This window comes from Streptococcus rifensis, from assembly GCF_053203525.1.
This window is the reverse complement of the sequence record NZ_JBRUCW010000010.1, coordinates 1-16,416: the sequence shown is the minus strand read 5'-3', so window position 1 is coordinate 16,416 and position 16,416 is coordinate 1. Positions and strand designations below refer to the sequence as shown.

General features: G+C 45.2%; 14 protein-coding genes and 1 pseudogene. 11 read left to right on the top strand and 4 right to left on the bottom strand.

Annotated features, from left to right (window positions below; translation table 11 throughout):
- Nucleotides 1–8 precede the first annotated feature (8 nt).
- Genes accB through ACVRYP_RS07040 form a run of 4 tightly spaced genes read right to left on the bottom strand, consistent with a single transcriptional unit; the run spans nt 9 to nt 3,403 of the window.
- Nucleotides 9–440, bottom strand: coding sequence for an acetyl-CoA carboxylase biotin carboxyl carrier protein (gene accB / locus ACVRYP_RS07055; RefSeq protein ID WP_447468035.1), 432 nt, complete (start codon nt 438–440; stop codon nt 9–11).
- A 12-nt stretch (nt 441–452) separates the two neighbouring features.
- A complete protein-coding gene (locus tag ACVRYP_RS07050; RefSeq protein WP_447468034.1) occupies nt 453–1,457 on the bottom strand; it encodes a 5-oxoprolinase subunit C family protein in 1,005 nt (334 codons plus the stop codon).
- Nucleotides 1,447–2,184 carry a 5-oxoprolinase subunit PxpB gene (gene pxpB / locus ACVRYP_RS07045; RefSeq protein WP_447468033.1) on the bottom strand — a complete coding sequence of 246 codons (738 nt, stop codon included), beginning with the start codon at nt 2,182–2,184 and terminating at the stop codon, nt 1,447–1,449. The genes ACVRYP_RS07050 and pxpB overlap by 11 nt, the downstream gene beginning before the upstream one ends.
- Before the next feature lie 19 nt (nt 2,185–2,203).
- Complete coding sequence (locus ACVRYP_RS07040; protein ID WP_447468032.1) at nt 2,204–3,403, bottom strand: NRAMP family divalent metal transporter; 1,200 nt, start codon at nt 3,401–3,403, stop codon at nt 2,204–2,206.
- A 258-nt stretch (nt 3,404–3,661) separates the two neighbouring features.
- On the opposite strand from ACVRYP_RS07040, the gene ACVRYP_RS07035 reads away from it, so the two are divergent.
- The 11 genes and pseudogenes from ACVRYP_RS07035 to pepF all read left to right on the top strand — a co-directional run bounded on the left by ACVRYP_RS07035 (nt 3,662) and on the right by pepF (nt 16,288).
- Entirely contained in the window at nt 3,662–4,855 is a 1,194-nt protein-coding gene (locus ACVRYP_RS07035; RefSeq protein WP_447468031.1) for a DUF3114 domain-containing protein, read from the top strand.
- A 328-nt stretch (nt 4,856–5,183) separates the two neighbouring features.
- Entirely contained in the window at nt 5,184–6,182 is a 999-nt protein-coding gene (ruvB, locus tag ACVRYP_RS07030) for a Holliday junction branch migration DNA helicase RuvB (protein ID WP_447468030.1), read from the top strand.
- A gap of 274 nt (nt 6,183–6,456) precedes the next feature.
- Entirely contained in the window at nt 6,457–6,630 is a 174-nt protein-coding gene (locus tag ACVRYP_RS07025; protein ID WP_447468029.1) for a hypothetical protein, read from the top strand.
- Between the two features lie 127 nt (nt 6,631–6,757).
- Nucleotides 6,758–7,630, top strand: coding sequence for a helix-turn-helix domain-containing protein (locus ACVRYP_RS07020; protein WP_447468028.1), 873 nt, complete (start codon nt 6,758–6,760; stop codon nt 7,628–7,630).
- Nucleotides 7,631–7,719: 89 nt separating this feature from the next.
- Nucleotides 7,720–9,297, top strand: a complete 1,578-nt coding sequence (locus ACVRYP_RS07015) for an ATP-binding cassette domain-containing protein (RefSeq protein WP_447468027.1) — start codon at nt 7,720–7,722, stop codon at nt 9,295–9,297.
- 27 nt (nt 9,298–9,324) lie between these two features.
- A pseudogene (locus tag ACVRYP_RS07010) lies at nt 9,325–9,438 on the top strand (Holliday junction DNA helicase RuvB C-terminal domain-containing protein); the annotation flags it as partial.
- 117 nt (nt 9,439–9,555) lie between these two features.
- Nucleotides 9,556–10,314 carry a MurR/RpiR family transcriptional regulator gene (locus ACVRYP_RS07005; protein WP_447468026.1) on the top strand — a complete coding sequence of 253 codons (759 nt, stop codon included), beginning with the start codon at nt 9,556–9,558 and terminating at the stop codon, nt 10,312–10,314.
- Complete coding sequence (locus ACVRYP_RS07000; protein ID WP_447468025.1) at nt 10,311–11,021, top strand: MurR/RpiR family transcriptional regulator; 711 nt, start codon at nt 10,311–10,313, stop codon at nt 11,019–11,021. Before ACVRYP_RS07005 ends, ACVRYP_RS07000 begins: the two co-directional genes overlap by 4 nt.
- Before the next feature lie 136 nt (nt 11,022–11,157).
- Nucleotides 11,158–12,831 carry an alpha-glucosidase gene (locus tag ACVRYP_RS06995; protein ID WP_447468024.1) on the top strand — a complete coding sequence of 558 codons (1,674 nt, stop codon included), beginning with the start codon at nt 11,158–11,160 and terminating at the stop codon, nt 12,829–12,831.
- Nucleotides 12,831–14,243 carry a PTS transporter subunit EIIC gene (locus tag ACVRYP_RS06990; RefSeq protein WP_447468023.1) on the top strand — a complete coding sequence of 471 codons (1,413 nt, stop codon included), beginning with the start codon at nt 12,831–12,833 and terminating at the stop codon, nt 14,241–14,243. Before ACVRYP_RS06995 ends, ACVRYP_RS06990 begins: the two co-directional genes overlap by 1 nt.
- Nucleotides 14,244–14,494: 251 nt before the next feature.
- Nucleotides 14,495–16,288 carry an oligoendopeptidase F gene (gene pepF, locus ACVRYP_RS06985; RefSeq protein ID WP_447468022.1) on the top strand — a complete coding sequence of 598 codons (1,794 nt, stop codon included), beginning with the start codon at nt 14,495–14,497 and terminating at the stop codon, nt 16,286–16,288.
- Nucleotides 16,289–16,416 lie beyond the last annotated feature (128 nt).

The following is a 16,416-nucleotide window of genomic DNA, read 5'->3' as shown; positions in this document are numbered from 1 at the left end:
TCACCGCCTTAAATCTTTCTAATCCTAAAGAGCGGTTGGCCGTACTCCACTTTTTGCTCGTTGCTAACCAAAATGGCTTCGACCACACAGTCAGCGTCAACTGTGATTTCGTTCATTAATTTCATGGCTTCAAGGATACAGACCGTATCTCCAGTCTTTAATTTATCTCCGACGCGGACAAAGGCTGGAATGTCTGGACCAGCAGCAGAGTAAAAGGTCCCGACGAGCGGAGAGGTGATGAGGTCCTCGTCGCTGTCTACGGTGTCGTCGGAGGTTTCTACAGGCGTTGACGGGGGTGCGGGTATATGGGCAGGTGGTGCTTGAACGACCTCGCCTTTACGGCTGAGGCGGATTTTAAAATCACCATCTTGGATATCCATCTCGACGAGCGAAGATTTTTCCAGTAGTGCGACAAGTTCTTTGATATCATCTATAGTCATTCAGTTCTTCTCCTATTGAAAAAGTGTGGCAATTCGTTTGGCGACCTGCCGACGATCAAGGACTTCCTTACAAGGTTGGTGGATGATTTGCCGCATCCGTTTAAATTCCTTGGCTTCGTCAGCCATGAGGTCTTGGGCTTCTTCGACTGAAATGGCCTTAAACCGAATGGTGTGATCGGTTTTTCGTTGGACCAGTTTTGGCATATCAACAGAAGCCACCGTAGCGATTTTAGCATAACCGCCAGTCGTTTGACGGTCTGATAGCAAAATGATGGGTTTGCCGTGGGCTGGGACTTGGACAGAGCCAAAGGCGGTGCCGTCAGAAATGATGTCAGCCTTGTCGCGATGAGCAATAAATGGCCCATCTAAACGGCAGCCCATACGGTCAAAATCACTGGTTACGGTATAGGTTTCAGAGAGGAAGGTGCGGATGCCATTTTTTGAAAAGACCTCTTCTTGGGGACCAAGGATGACGCGTAAGACCGCCTCTTCTTGGTCATATTCATCGATGTCAAGGGTCCGAGACAGAAAGTGAGGGAGATAGAGGCGATTGATGCGAAAATCAATAAAGTCCCCAGCTTCTAACTTGCGTCCCTTAAAGCCACCTAGCCCAACCTTGCTATTGGTGGACCGGCTTCCCATGACTGTTGGAACCTGGAGATAGCTTGAAAAACTAATGTAGCCTCTGGAGCCGGTTCGAGCACCGCCAAAAGCAAGCACATCCCCCTTGTGGACATAAAGGGCGGTGTACATCTTTGCAGGTTCGCCATTGATCGTCGGTTGAAAATCGCCACCCGTGATGGCAATAATGGTTGCCCGCGTAAATTCTAGGGTTGGGCCAACCAGAGAAAATTCAAGAACCGCCTCGTTTTCAGGGTTATCAATGAGAAGGTTAGCAATCCGAAAGGACCTAACATCCAAGACCCCAGACACTCCGAAACCTTGGCTTTGAAAGCCAGTGCGGCCCATATCTTGTACAGTTGTCATGAGACCTGGTTTTAAAATTCTAATGCCCATGGTCGCCCTCCTCTCGAATAATGGTTGCTTGGTAGTTGCCAGCCTTTACGGCAGTTAAGATGTTCCCGTATTCCTCTTCACTGACGGCCTTAAACCGGATATAATCTCCTGCCTCAAATAAGATGGGGACTTGCCGATTCGGTTGATAGGTCTCGACAGGGGTTCGACCGATTAACTGCCATCCACCGGGCGATTCGAGAGGATAGATGCCAGTTTGACTGCCACCGATGCCGACACTGCCTGCGGGAATGGCCAAGCGAGGATTGTCGAGGCGCGGTGTGTGGATACGGTCATCCAAGCCACCGAGATAGGGAAATCCTGGCAGAAATCCTAGCATATAGATCAGATAGTCTTGGCTAGAATGAATAGCAATGACGTCTTCTTCGGTCAGCCCTGCATTTTGAGCAACAAAGGATAAATCAGGGCCGTAATCGCCACCATAGCAGACCGGGATTTCAAAGATTCGCTTGCCTGCGTTGGCTAATGAGACCTTCGCATCTTGTAAGGCCAATAGACGGTTCTTAAGCTTGGCAAACGTAATGACCCTTGGGTCATAGGATATCAAAAGAGATGCAAAGGCTGGAATAATGTCGATGATTCCAGAGATGGGTTGCTCCTTCAGGAGAAAGAGAAACGATTTCATCTGGTGGTTGATATCAGGGCTGATGACTTGCTCAAAGGTTAATAACACCGCTGAGTCACCAGCTGTTTTAATGGTAAAGGTCATAAGCAATGTTCCTTATCGGTTAAGCAAAAAGTTGGCCGAGAGATCCTAGGGATTGGAAGCCAAGATAGGCTGTTGCAATCACCACGATAATCCCAACGATAAGCAACCATTTCGGATGCTTGTAATCAGGTCCGACGATGCTTGATTTTTGACTAGCCACCAGACAGATGCCAAGCGTTAACGGAAGAATCAAGCCGTTCAGAGCGCCAGCAATCACTAAGAGATTAGCTGGTTGACCTAGGAAGGCCATGATACAGGTTGAGACAATGATAAAAGCAATAGTGACAGCTTTTTCGTGCTTAGCAACCATAGGGATCAATGTCTTTAAGAAAGAGACAGAAGTATAAGCAGCCCCGACGATTGAAGTAAGAGCAGCTGATAAGAGCACAAGGCCGAAGAAACGGTAGCCGATTTCACCAGCTCCCTGTTTGAAAGCATCGGCTGCTGGGTTGGCTGGATCAAGGGTAATCCCCTTGCTAACGACGCCTAAAATAGCTAAAAACAAGAAAATTCGGACAATTGTAGCAATAGAAATACCTGTCATAGCACTTTTCTTGACATGAGCCAAGTTTTCTTTACCCGTAAAGCCAGCGTCAATCAGACGGTGAGCTCCCGCAAATGTAATATAACCGCCAACTGTTCCTCCTAATAGGGTCAAGATAGGGCTAAACAAATCGCTATAAGGGACATCTGGCATGACAGTTGCTTTCAGAGCCTCTCCGTAAGGTGGGTTTACCATAAGAATAACAATGAAGATAACAGCGATCATGAGACCACCCAGAATCTTAGTGAAATTGTCCATGGCAGCCATGGCATTTTTGAAAAGGAAGATGAGAATGGCTAGTCCACCAGCTAGAAAATAACCAAAGATAGTTGGGATTCCAAGCAAGGTATTAAAGCCAAGGGCACCACCACCGACGTTCCCGATGTTAAAGACCAGTCCTCCCAAAACAATAAGTGCTGTCAGAAGATATCCCAAACCAGGAAAGACTTTGTTGGCCACATCTTGACCGCGTAGACCGCTTGACGTTAACACTGGCCAGATATTTAACTGAACGATTAAGGCTAATAGTACTGCGACTAGGACTACAAAGCCAAAGTTAGCACCATACAAGTCGGTGAACTTAGCGGTTTGTGTCAGGAAACCAGGTCCGATGGCAGATGTTGCCATGATAAATGCCGCTCCGATGAGAGCGCCACGATTCGTCTTTTTATCCATAAAAAGCCTCCAAAAAAATGATAGTGTTTACATTATACGCTAAAAATAAAAAATGTCAACAAAAAACACAAAGTTATGTCATAAGATATAACATGGATATCAAAAACAGAATTAAATGTTAACATAAAAGTTCTTCAAATACTTTTAAGTCCACGTTTTTCTTGTTATACTAGAGCTATGAATGGTTATGGAATAGTTCTAGGATTAGGACTCGTTCTGCTTGGATTCTTGGTCATTGTGATCAGGAATCGCAGACAAATGATGGACACAGAACTCAATGATTTACCGCTTGATGATGACTTCCGAGCGTCGTATTATGGATTTTTAGATGTAGAAGATCAGGATATTTGGCGAGCAACGTTACAGGGGCAAGCTGTTTTCCTGAAGCGACAAGGCTGGTCTAAGTCAGTGATTGAGAAAGGCTTCTTGCGGGCTCTAAAGGTGCCTGATGAGAGATATAAGCATCTCTCCTATCTGGAAGAACGGATGGAAGAGAGCCAGTTGTTTGGCTCGGAGTTGTTTCAAAATCTGTGGCGGATTGGCAGCCGAGAAAATCGTGTTAAAGAGTTAAAAGAACTCTTAGAGACTGCTATGAAGGTAGTAGAAATGCCGGATAACTTATCGGGGACCATTGCGGAAACCGAGGCTTTAATCACGCGTATTGCGCCAGACTTAGAACCTGCTGATCCTTTCTGGAGGGCATTTTCACAGACGGTCCAAAAAGCTTTTCCGGGTCAAACTCTGGCAGGTGAGGGAAGGCTCAATCGCCAACTTCATCAATTCCGTTATGTGATTTCATCTCAGCAGGCCCAGTGGGTGCGTCAGCATTACCGTAAAGAAGGGATGACCGATGCACAGGCCTTGGCTGCTTATATCCGTAATATGGATGACCGCAATGGGGTTATGCAGGAACTTGGCATCGACAATACCAATTATTACTATGCTTATAGCATGACGGAATCGGCTCGTTTGCATAACAAAATTGCCCTAAAATCATCCGATGCAAGGAATGTAAAGATTATCTATCCAGATGGCAAATCGCTTATCAATTTTAAAATTTTACTCCATTTTCATACAGAGTTTATCTTGGACGAACTTGGGCATTTTCTCAATGAGGTGGATGTTGAAGGAATGACTGAAAATGGCATCCTTAATGGTGCTAGTTTTAACTATGCTAGTCGAAACAATACTCGGCACAGAGTCCTAGACATAGCTCCTGTCGGCCCACACGATCCCACCTTTCGAAAAAAACTGGCTCGGCAAAAACATGCCCGCTTTTTCTCACCGAATCGCCTGACCACCGAAAAAGGGGGAAAGCAAGCGAATGATTGGCTTTTCTCCTACTTTAACCCCAAAGGTTATTTTGCTAAAGATGGCCAATCGGCTGCTCAGCGGGTTACCAAGGCTGTCAAAAATTTTGAGAAAATGATCGATGATGGCTTGGAGAGGTAGATGTGGTGCTTTTTCTAGAATTATTAAAATCATGAGGATGATAAAGTTAGGCATTGCCAAAAAGTGTTTAGGTTGACAAACATGTGCTTGCTTCCAGATAGATTTACAGCTTATAAAAAGGGGTCTTTTTAAAAAATTACTTTCATTAATCAAATCTTTAAGGTTTGTTTAAGGAAGGTTAAGTATACTGTATTCAATCCTAAAATTTTAAAAAAAGTTGGCAACCTTGTTCCAAGTGGTTGTTAACGTTCATATATCTCCAGGAAATAGCCGACTGCTGTCGGCTATTTCTTTTTTCTTCTCCCTTAAAATCTGCTATAATAGGGGCATGACAAGAATTTTAGACAGTGAATTAATGGGTGATGAGGAGCTGGTGGAGCGCACGCTTCGTCCCCAATATTTAAGAGAATACATCGGACAAGACAAGGTCAAGGACCAATTAAAAATCTTTATTGAGGCTGCCAAGCTAAGGGATGAAGCCATGGACCATACCCTTCTTTTTGGGCCTCCGGGTCTCGGGAAAACGACCATGGCCTTTGTGATTGCCAATGAACTTGGGGTCAATCTCAAGCAGACCTCAGGTCCTGTCATTGAAAAAGCAGGCGATTTGGTGGCTATTCTCAATGACCTTGAACCAGGAGATGTCCTCTTTATCGATGAAATCCATCGCCTACCGATGGCCGTTGAAGAGGTGCTTTACAGCGCCATGGAAGATTTTTACATTGACATCATGATTGGTAGTGGTGATGCGAACCGCAGTGTCCACTTGGAGTTGCCACCCTTTACCCTTATCGGAGCGACCACACGGGCTGGGATGTTGTCCAATCCCTTGCGGGCACGGTTTGGGATCACAGGGCACATGGAGTACTACGAGCAGTCTGACCTGACGGAGATTGTGGAACGGACGGCCGATATTTTTGAGATGGCCATTACCCACGAAGCGGCCATTGAGCTAGCGCGTCGTAGTCGCGGGACGCCACGGATTGCCAATCGCCTCTTAAAACGGGTTCGGGACTTTGCCCAAATCATGGGAGATGGCCAGATTGATGCACGTATTACAGACAAGGCCTTGTCCATGCTGGATGTGGATAGCGAGGGCCTAGATTATGTCGATCAAAAAATCCTGCGCACCATGATCGAGATGTACAAGGGGGGGCCAGTCGGTCTGGGCACCTTGTCGGTCAATATCGCAGAAGAGCGTGAAACGGTCGAAGACATGTACGAACCCTACCTCATCCAGCAAGGCTTTATCATGCGGACGCGGACGGGGCGCGTGGCGACACCCAAGGCCTATGCGCATCTGGGTTATCCGCCTAAGGAGATTTAGTGCAATAGATCATACGGAAAAGCTGGGAGACCGGCTTTTTTAAGTACCATTCAGGAACTGGGATAATCAGTGATGGAATTTTAAAGGAATTCTGTTTGATAGGCCTTCCATAGGAATCAACTCAGGATATTTAAACAATGAATGCTAACAGTCCTAGAACTTCTTTGAGTCAGTAGTGGTTTTAAAAAATTCCAATATATGACAATTTTTAAAATGATTGCCAAAACAGGTGTAAACTAAGAGCATAACATAACAATAAAAAGGAGAAACACTTATGGCAGTTACAGTAACTAAGGGACAATGGTATGATGAGAAAGGTACAGTCCTCTCAAAGGAAGAAAAAACAGCGCTTCAAAACCAGATTCATCAGGAGCTTGATCAGGAACTTCAAGATACTGGATTTGAAGGCTGGATCAAGAGGTTCATTAAAAAACAGGTGAATCGTTAAGGCGATGCCCAAGTTGGATTTATCTGATGAACAGTTTTTATATCAAAGCACTCTCAATACACAGCCATGAACTGCGGGTTGAGGGTGTTTTTGCTATAATAGCTATGACGAAAGTAGGGTGATGGTTATGATTGAAACGAAAGAGATGGGAGAACTTTTTAAGAAGATTCGCTTATCTAAAAAATTATCCTTGAAGGATGTAGCGGGAGACTTTCTGTCAGTATCCTTCTTATCCAAGTTTGAACGTGGGGAATCAGAAATGTCGGCCTCACGGCTCTTTCTCTTACTGGAAAATTTAGATGTGAGTATCGAGGAATTCTATGGTATCCTCTCAAAAAGTCAGCAAACAGAGTCAGAAGGGTTGATTGAGCGAGTTGGAAATGCCTATCATAGTAATAATCTAACGGCCTTGAAGCGATACCTCAATGAAGAGTCTCAAAAATACGAGGATTCTGGTAAGAAAACCTATCTTTATAATGCCATTATGATCAAGTCTTTTATCGTTAACCTAACAGGTGAAGCCATTGATCCAGAAAGTATTAATGAGGTGACGGATTACCTGTTTGCTATTGATCAGTGGGGAAAGCGTGAGCTCATTATTTTAGGGAACAGTATGGTCGCTATTCCGACTGAGACCCTCCATGTTCTTATTAAAGAGATTATTTATAAGACAATCCTTTTTGGGAACACAGATGATAACAAGAAAATACGGATTCATCTGCTTATCAATGCTATCTCTGTTTTTTTGGATCGTGAGCAACTCGATTTGGCGAAAGCTTATTTAGACAAGCTGTCGGAGATGAGAATTCCAGAACAGTTTTTATATGAGCGGTTCGAACGGGAGATGGTACTAGGTGCATACTGGATCAAGATTGGTCAGGTGGACATCGGCAAAAAGAAAATCGAATTAGCTTTAGACAGTATCCGTCATTTAGGGGCGGACAATTTACTTAAAATCCGGGAAGCAGACTATAACATGATGTTGGATTCCATTATATGACAATTTTCTTCTTTTCCTGAAAAACCAAGATAGACTAGTAGTACAAAGTTAAACCTTTCGTAATACTTTTTTTGAAAGAAGGAAATATCATGACAAAATACCTCTTACAGTTTAAAGCTAGGAATCTGTTGCACATCATTCTTTTGGCTGTGAATGCCGCTTGTCTTGTTGGCGCTTCAGTAACACTGGCACTGATGACGAACCAATTGGCAGCAGGGCATTTCAAAGGTTTTCTCTTTTGGATTAGCATCGAAATGCTTCTTTACCTCCTCTATTTGGTCTTTACCTATTTGATTTCTGTGCATCAAGTCAAACTGATTCAGGAGATGTCCTTAGCGGTTCGTGAAACCTATGTCGCTCATTTGAGCCAAGCTCCCTTTTCAGCCTTTCAAGCGAAAGAGGTTGGAGATCATTTATCGATTCTAAATAATGACATTCGCATGATTGAAGAGAGTGGGTTTGCAAGTTTTTACAGTCTCCTATCAACGGTGTTCACCACTGTTTTTTCCATTATTGCTCTCATTAGTTTTGACTACCGCATTGTTCTGTTGACCCTAGTTCTGACGCTAGTGTTGACCTACCTGCCTCGCCCTTTTGCTTCGAAAATGGAAAGCTATGCTGGTCAGTTCTCGATAGCTAATGAACGTTTTCTATCTGGTCTGACGGACCAATTGTCTGGCTACAAAACCCTCTATTATGCGAATCGTAAGGAGACCTTGTTAGAGCGAATCCGGATGGTTGTCTTAGCGTTTATGGCTGAGAAAGTTGCTTTTACCAAGAAAAGCACTGCAATTGAAATCATTATGGCCCTTTTCTCGATTGTTGGGCAAGTGTCGGTCTTGTTGCTGACTGGGTTCTTGATTTCTTTGGGTCACATTTCCCTAGGTACTATCTCCTCTGTCGGGCAAATCTCAGGTAATATTTTCAATGCTCTGACAACCTTTAATCAGTTACAAGTAGCCATTTCATCGGTGAAGCCCTTATTTCAGAAACTTGAAGAGGCAAATCCTGTGGTGGGAACTGACTTTGAGGGAAAAATTGATAGCATCACTGCTAGAGGACTCAGGTATGCCTTTGGCGATCACACGGTATTTGAAGATTTGGATTTAACCTTTAACAAAGGAGGGAAATATGCTATTATTGGCGAATCAGGAAGCGGGAAATCAACTCTGATTAATGCCATTCTTGGTAACCGCAAGCACTATCAGGGTAGCCTAAAGGTGAACCAGCAGGAACTCCATGTTCTCAATGAAAGTCAGTTAATCGGCCACATAGCCTATATCAGCAATCAAACGCATATCTACCAGGACACACTCCGTAATAATCTTACGCTATGGAACACTGATATCACTACAGAAGTCATCTTGGCTTCTCTCGGAAAGGTAAATCTGCTCTCCCTAGCGTCACGTCTAGATGACCAGGTCTCTCCAGCCCTCTTATCAGAAGGTCAAAAACAACGTATTGGCATTGCCCGTGCCCTCCTCAAAGGAAATCAGGTCATTATCATGGATGAAGCTATGGCTAATCTGGATCAATTCAATGCGGATGCCATCGAATCTGCTCTGCTGACCCAATCAGACTTGACCTATATCACGGTTACCCATCATCTGAAACCAGAAACGGCTGAACGCTTTGACCAAGTGATTCGGTTGGGCGCCGCAAGCTAATAAACGAAAGCTATTGTACACCGTTAAAACATGTACGACCCCTACCTGATCCAGCAAGCCTTTATCATGCGGACGCGGACGGGGCGCGTGGCGACACCCAAGGCCTATGCGCATCTGGGTTATCCGCCTAAGGAGATTTAGTCCAACAGAACACAAGGAAAAGCTGGGAAACCGGCTTTTTTTGAATACTGCCGTAGAGCGGTATTTAGTGTCTTTTGGAAACGTGGTATAATGGGATTAGAAGTGAGAGGGTTTGTTATGGATTTTAGAACTTTGGTCAATCACCACTATCCTAAATTAACAGCATCTGAAAAAAACGTGGCTAACTATCTATTGGCCTATACTGGGAATCTCGATGACCTGACGAGTCAGCAGTTATCTAATGAGCTTTATCTGTCCCGAGCAGCGATTTTCCGCTGGCTCAAAAAAATGGAAATCGATTCCTTTGCAGAACTCAAATATTTGCTGAAGCAACAGGACAACCTGCCGCAGGGACAAGATGATTTTGAAGAAGTCATTCAAAACTATCATCTCTATGTGGATCAGATTTTCGCCAAGCAGCAGCTGCAACCCATGGTAGCCTTATTGGCGTCACGAGAGATCATCTATCTGTTTGGAACGGGCAATGAGCAGAAGCTAGAAGTGGAATCCATGCGTCAGCTATTTACCTCCCTAGGAAAAAAGGTCAGTGTGCTTTTTGACCAGGGGGAGTTTTCCTATGCCAAGGAAAATTTTACGGAGGATGATTTGTTTTGCTTGATTTCCTATAAGGGGGAATCGCCTGAAGGGATAGCCATGTTGGAAGAGTGCCGTGTGAGCCCAATCAAGACCCTGGTCATGACCAGGACCTCAACCAACACCATGTCTAGCTTATCAGACTACCAGCTTTATGTGCCGACAACCTCTATCCATACCAAAACTAAATTTACTCATGGGATTAGCACAACCTTTTATTTTATCATTGACCAGCTCTTTGAAGGGTGCTATCAGTTGCTACATAAAGGAGGGAAGGCATGAGTCTTGCAGTATTGGTCCAAGAAAAGGCGAGACACTTGTCTGAGCTTGACTGGGACATTTACCACTATATTGAAGAGGCAGACCTGTCTGGCCTTACGATTCAGGAAGTGGCAGCGGCTTGCCATGTGTCAACCACGACGATCTTTCGCTTTTGCCAAAAGCTGGGGCTATCGGGCTTTAGCGAATTGAAAGCCTCTCTGAAGTTACAGGCTAAGCTGACGGATAGTGAACAGGATTACCCGAAACTCTACCATCAGATTATTGATTATATCCATAGTTATGACACTACCTCCTTGTTTCAGGCCTTGACGGAGCGCAAAACCGTCTATCTCTTCGCCCAGACGGATAAGGAATTACGTGTGGCCAAGGTTATCGAGCGAATTTTCCTGCAGAGCCAACTGTCTCTCTTTATTTTACCCAATCCTCAAGCTCTTGAAGCCTGCCTCAAAAAGGGAGAGGCCTCGGTGCTTTGGGTGATTAAGATTGATGGGAAGAGCAACCTCCCGGTGATCGCTTTGGCACCGCAGACCATGTCTTCCTTTTATACCTTGGTCATGACAGATACCCAGCACCCATCCATTCTCTATGATGATTTGCTGTTGATTCCAACTATTGATAAGGCTCGTTTTCCCTACGCAGAACCGATTCTCACGCCATTTTTATTGGCGGTGGAAATCCTCTTTTTCAAATTTAGACTGCTCCAGTAGTGGTCTTTTTTACTTTTGTAGGAAAAAAGTGACGAATGCCGGTCGCTTTTTTTTAATGGCCAAAGGCTATTGAAGATGAGATGCTGTTGGCTTATAATGGCTCTTGTAAACGATTACGAGCAGAAAGGAAGAACGGATGCGTCAAGAGGAAAAATGGTGGCAAAAAGAAGTCATTTATCAGATTTACCCTCGCAGTTTCTACGATAGCAACCAAGATGGGATCGGGGACATTCCGGGCATTATTGAAAAACTAGACTATCTCAGTGATTTGGGAGTGACAAGCTTGTGGATTTGCCCAATCTTTCAATCGCCTATGGCTGATAATGGTTATGATATCTCCGACTATTTTGCTATCTCAGAGGAATTCGGGACCTTGGAGGATGTCAAGCGATTGATCGCAGAAGCCAAAGCGCGTGGGATTAAGATTATCTTAGACTTGGTGGTCAATCACACCTCTGATGAGCATGCTTGGTTTCAAGAAGCCTTGCGTGATCCTAAGAGCAAGTACCGCGATTATTATATTTTTAAGGAGGGGACTGAAGCCCCTAATAACTGGCGATCCATCTTTGGTGGTAACGTTTGGGAAAAACTCCCTAATGAAGATGTTTTCTACTACCATACCTTCCACAAGAAACAGCCTGACCTCAACTGGGAAAATCCAGCCTTGCGCGAGGAGGTTTACCAGATGGTCAATGCCTGGCTAGAGATGGGGATTGCAGGTTTTCGGATTGATGCCATCACCTTTATCAAAAAGGATTTGACCTTTAAGAGCCAGCCAGCAGATGGGGTCGATGGCCTGGTCAAGTGCACCAAGACCAGTCGTAACCAACCGGGCATCGAGGTTTTCCTGAAGGAGCTCAAGGAACGCTGTTTCCAAAAATACGATTGTGTCACAGTGGCAGAAGCTCCTGGAGTGCCTTACGACCAGCTCGATCAGTTTATCGGACCGGATGGGTTCTTCTCCATGATTTTTGATTTTAAACATGCAGACCTCGATGTCGCAAGCGGCAGCGAGTGGTTCAAGCGAGTGGCGTGGACGCCTGAGGATCTTTTCCAAATCCTAGAAGAGTCACAATTAGCCATTCAGGCGTCTGGTTGGGGAGCTCCCTTTATCGAAAATCACGACCAACCACGGGCAACCAGCAAGTACTTGCTGGATCAGGCGACTAATCCTCTTGCTGTCAAAGCGATTGGTTTGCTCTACTTTTTCTTGAGAGGAACACCCTTTATTTATCAAGGCCAAGAGCTCGGTATGATTAACTTTGAGCGCGATGGCATTGACGCTTTTGATGACATCTCCTCAATTGATCAGTATCACCGAGGGATGGCTGAAGGCCTAACGGCTGAAGAAGCTCTTCATATGATCAATCTCAGAAGCCGTGATAATTCAAGGACGCCAGTTCAATGGACAGCAGATGCGACGGTTGGCTTCACAGAGGGCACCCCGTGGTTGCCAATTGCAGAGCGCTCAGAGGTGCGAAATGCGGCGCATCAAGTGGCCACTTCAGATAGCATCTTCCAGTTTTACAAGGCCATGATCGCGCTTAAACAGAATCCTGCCCATGAAACCTTGACCCTAGGTGATATTGCCTTTCCAGAGCGTCAGGGGAACCCCGTCTTTCTTTACAGGCGTGAGGATGCAGGGGCGAGCTATTTGATTGTGGTGAGCCTTTCTGAGACGACAGAAACCATCACACTTGAGCGACCTGTCAAAGCGGTGCACCTGCACAACAGCCAAGACTATACCATTGACCAACACCTATTAACACTTCCAGCCTTTGGGGCTCTTGTCATTGAGGAGGAGAAATAATGACAGAAAAATACAGAAAAATTGCCAGTGATATCTTAGAAATCGTTGGGCGCGACAACATCGTATCCGCAACGCATTGTGCGACGCGTCTGCGTCTAGTGGTTAAAGACCACGAAACGATCGACACCAAAGCGATCGAAAAGGTTGACGAGGTTAAAGGTACTTTCTTTAATAGCGGCCAATACCAAATTATCTTAGGTGGTGGCATTGTCAACAAGGTTTTTGAAGAATTGGAAACCATGAGCATTGCCACAGTGGCTAAGTCTGAACAAGACGCCTATGTTAAGAGCCAGGAAAAAGGGATCCGTGCCATCATGCGGACCATGGGGGATATCTTTGTTCCGATCGTTCCTGTTATCGCAGCAACCGGTCTTTTCCTAGGACTTAAAGGGGTGATCTTCAATGACAATATCCTTGGCTTGATTGGCTTATCCACAGAGATCTTCCCGCCCTACCTCAACCAATTGATTAGCGTCTTGACAGATACGGCATTTGCCTTCTTGCCAGCCTTGATTACCATGTCTGCTTTCCGCATCTTTGGTGGGACGCCGATGATCGGTTTGGTTCTAGGGTTGATGTTCGTGTCCCCTAGTTTGCCAAACGCCTATGCGGTTGCCTCTGGCGATGCTGAAGCCATCCAGGTCTTTGGAATGATTCCAGTCATGGGGGCACAAGGGTCAGTCTTAACAGCGATTTTAGCTGGTTTCCTCGGTTCTAAATTAGAACGCAAACTCCGTCAAGTTATGCCCAATTCACTGGACCTCATCTTAACACCCTTTGTGACTATCTTAGTGATGTTGGTTGTGGTATTGATGGGCTTTGGTCCCATCGTTCACTGGTTGGAAATCGGAATTGTTAATCTGACGGAATTCTTGATGAACTTGCCATTTGGGTTAGGTGGTTTCTTTGTCGGAGCGACTTACCCGCTGACCGTTATTGCAGGGCTTCACCACATGTATGTCTTGATTGAAACCTCCTTGCTAGCTAACACAGGCTTCAACCAACTGATTACCCTTTGTGCCATGTATGGATTTGCGAACTTAGGGTCTTGTTTGGCCTTTTATCGAAGCGCTAAGAGCAGCAAGGTTAAGCAAACGGTTATGGGTGCCTTCATGTCGCAATTGTTCGGTATCAGTGAGCCTGTTCTCTTTGGATTGCACTTGCGTTACAATTTGAAACCTCTTTACATGATGCTCTTGTCATCTGGTCTAGGTGCGGCGCTCCTATCCCTCTTCCAAATTCGTTCCAACTCTTATGGTCTAGCGGTATTGCCATCATACCTCATGTATATCTATGACAATTACCAATTGGTGGTTTACTTCCTGGTATCCATCTTCACGGTAGGTCTTTGCTTCACCTTGACCAAGATGTTCGCCATTCCTCAGGAAATCTTGATTGACGATGAAGCCTAAGCATTGCATCGGTTATCCAATCACTAGCTATTCTCCTTGCTAAGCGGTTTACAAAAAGTTTTAGAAGGAATGTTAGTGATGTAAAAAGGCTGGGATAAAAGTCCTAGCCTCTTTTTTGTCTTTATCGTCGGGGATTGGTTTCTTCTCGCCTTAGGGCGTGTTTCATGATAAAATGGTAGTCAGTAAAGCCTTTCAAATGGCTAAGGACGACGGACCCTTACAACCATTTTGAGGATAATGAGGAGGAACCAATGACAAAAGGATTACCGAAACGTCAGGATGTGCCTGTGGCTGAAACCTGGGACACTAGTCTGATTTATGCGACGTTAGAAGACTATAAGGCTGCCTTGGCTAATTTTGATGGGGCAACCAAGGCCTTTGAAGAGACCTACCGTGAACAGCTTCATCGCCCAGAAGTAGCTCTTGATGCCTTGCCTGTTTTTGAGGCTTTAGAAAAAGAAAATAGCAAGCTCATGCACTACGCCTTGCTCAATTTAGATGTGGATAAGCTCAGTCCAGAGCGCGCGGAGGAGGCAGACCTATTTGTGCAAGTCTATGAGCGGACCTATCCACGCCTAGCCTTTGTAGCGACTGAGCTTATGGAAGCTGGTGAGGACTATCTGGATCTTTTAGCTCAAAAAAAAGACGTCTATGCCCCTTATTTGGCTGAACTCAAACGCCGAAAAGACTATCAACTCAGTGCCGAACAAGAAGAACTTCTCAATCAATTACGGCCTGTCTTTGGACACCCAGAGACGATTTACTCAGCGGCTAAGTTTGAGGATATGGTGTTTGAGGACTTTAAAGTAGGGGGCAAGACCTATGCTAACTCCTATGTTCTCTTTGAAAACGACTATGAAATCAGTCACGACACAGACCTGCGCCGTGCGGCGACAGATTCATTTTACAAGACACTGCGCCAGTACAAAAATGTGACCGCGCAAACCTATCTATCTCAAATCAAGAACGAGCAGATCGAGGCGCGCTTGCGTGGGTTTAATTCGACCATCGACTTTTTACTTTTCCGGCAGAATGTTAGCCGTGACCTCATGGATCGCCAGATTGATGTTATCATGAAAGAGCTGGCACCTCATATGCGTCGCTTTGTTAAGCTGGTGGCTAAAGAGCAAGGTCTGGATAAGATTACTAGCGCTGACCTTAAAATTAGTCTGGACTCGTCCTATAATCTGCGCATCACTCCTGAAGACTCGCGTAAGCTCCTGAAAGACGCTTTAGCAGTTCTTGGGGATGATTATGGCAAGATAATTGACCGTGCCTTTGATGAGCGCTGGATTGACTTTGCCCAAAATGAAGGTAAGTCCACAGGGGGCTACTGTGCGACCCTCTATGAAGGGCCGTCTTACATTCTTCTTTCATGGACAGGTCTCATGAATGAGGTCTTGGTTTTGGCACATGAGCTAGGCCATGCAGGTCACTTCCAGCTGGCCAGCAAGCAATCCATTCTCAACTACGACCCATCCCTCTACTTTATCGAGGCGCCGTCTACGGCCAATGAAGTTCTGACCTGCAACCAATTGCTCAAGGATAATCCTGACCCCGCGTTCCAAGCTTACTTGATCAGCGAGTTGATCAGCCGAACTTACTTCCACAACATGGTCACTCATCTCTTGGAAGCAGCCTTCCAGCGTGAGGTTTACACGCGACTGGATAACAACGAGTTCATCAACGGCGATGAACTTTGCCAGATCAAGCGCGACCTCATGCAGGAATTCTGGGGTGAAGACATAGAAATCTTAGAAGATGCTGGACTCATCTGGATGCGTCAGCCTCACTACTACGGTGGCCTCTACCCCTACACCTACTCAGCTGGTTTGACCATTGGTACGGTCATGGCCCAAGAGTTGGAGAAAAATCCTGAGGAGACTGTCGCTAAGTGGTTGGAAACCCTAGAAATGGGTGCTAGCTTGTCTGCGCAAGAATTGGCTCAACACGCTGGGGTTGATGTGACTACAGACCAACCGCTCCGCGAAACAATCGCTTATGTTGGACGTTTAGTGGATAAATTAGAAGAATTAACAGCCTAGGCTGTCAATCGAAAATGAAAATGTCCCGCAAAACTAGGTCTTATTTGTGTCAAAACCACTGTTATTTTGTTGAGACATAGTTTATACTAGTATGTGGTTGGGTAAGATTTTCTTTCTCAGCCAGATAT

Excerpts from the sequence above, each read along its gene's own strand:
- accB (WP_447468035.1), bottom strand. The coding sequence starts at position 440 with ATGACTATAGATGATATCAAAGAACTTGTCGCACTACTGGAAAAATCT.
- ACVRYP_RS07050 (WP_447468034.1), bottom strand. The coding sequence starts at position 1,457 with ATGGGCATTAGAATTTTAAAACCAGGTCTCATGACAACTGTACAAGAT.
- pxpB (WP_447468033.1), bottom strand. The coding sequence starts at position 2,184 with ATGACCTTTACCATTAAAACAGCTGGTGACTCAGCGGTGTTATTAACC.
- ACVRYP_RS07040 (WP_447468032.1), bottom strand. The coding sequence starts at position 3,403 with ATGGATAAAAAGACGAATCGTGGCGCTCTCATCGGAGCGGCATTTATC.
- ACVRYP_RS07035 (WP_447468031.1), top strand. The coding sequence starts at position 3,662 with ATGATGGACACAGAACTCAATGATTTACCGCTTGATGATGACTTCCGA.
- ruvB (WP_447468030.1), top strand. The coding sequence starts at position 5,184 with ATGACAAGAATTTTAGACAGTGAATTAATGGGTGATGAGGAGCTGGTG.
- ACVRYP_RS07025 (WP_447468029.1), top strand. The coding sequence starts at position 6,457 with ATGGCAGTTACAGTAACTAAGGGACAATGGTATGATGAGAAAGGTACA.
- ACVRYP_RS07020 (WP_447468028.1), top strand. The coding sequence starts at position 6,758 with ATGATTGAAACGAAAGAGATGGGAGAACTTTTTAAGAAGATTCGCTTA.
- ACVRYP_RS07015 (WP_447468027.1), top strand. The coding sequence starts at position 7,720 with ATGACAAAATACCTCTTACAGTTTAAAGCTAGGAATCTGTTGCACATC.
- ACVRYP_RS07005 (WP_447468026.1), top strand. The coding sequence starts at position 9,556 with ATGGATTTTAGAACTTTGGTCAATCACCACTATCCTAAATTAACAGCA.
- ACVRYP_RS07000 (WP_447468025.1), top strand. The coding sequence starts at position 10,311 with ATGAGTCTTGCAGTATTGGTCCAAGAAAAGGCGAGACACTTGTCTGAG.
- ACVRYP_RS06995 (WP_447468024.1), top strand. The coding sequence starts at position 11,158 with ATGCGTCAAGAGGAAAAATGGTGGCAAAAAGAAGTCATTTATCAGATT.
- ACVRYP_RS06990 (WP_447468023.1), top strand. The coding sequence starts at position 12,831 with ATGACAGAAAAATACAGAAAAATTGCCAGTGATATCTTAGAAATCGTT.
- pepF (WP_447468022.1), top strand. The coding sequence starts at position 14,495 with ATGACAAAAGGATTACCGAAACGTCAGGATGTGCCTGTGGCTGAAACC.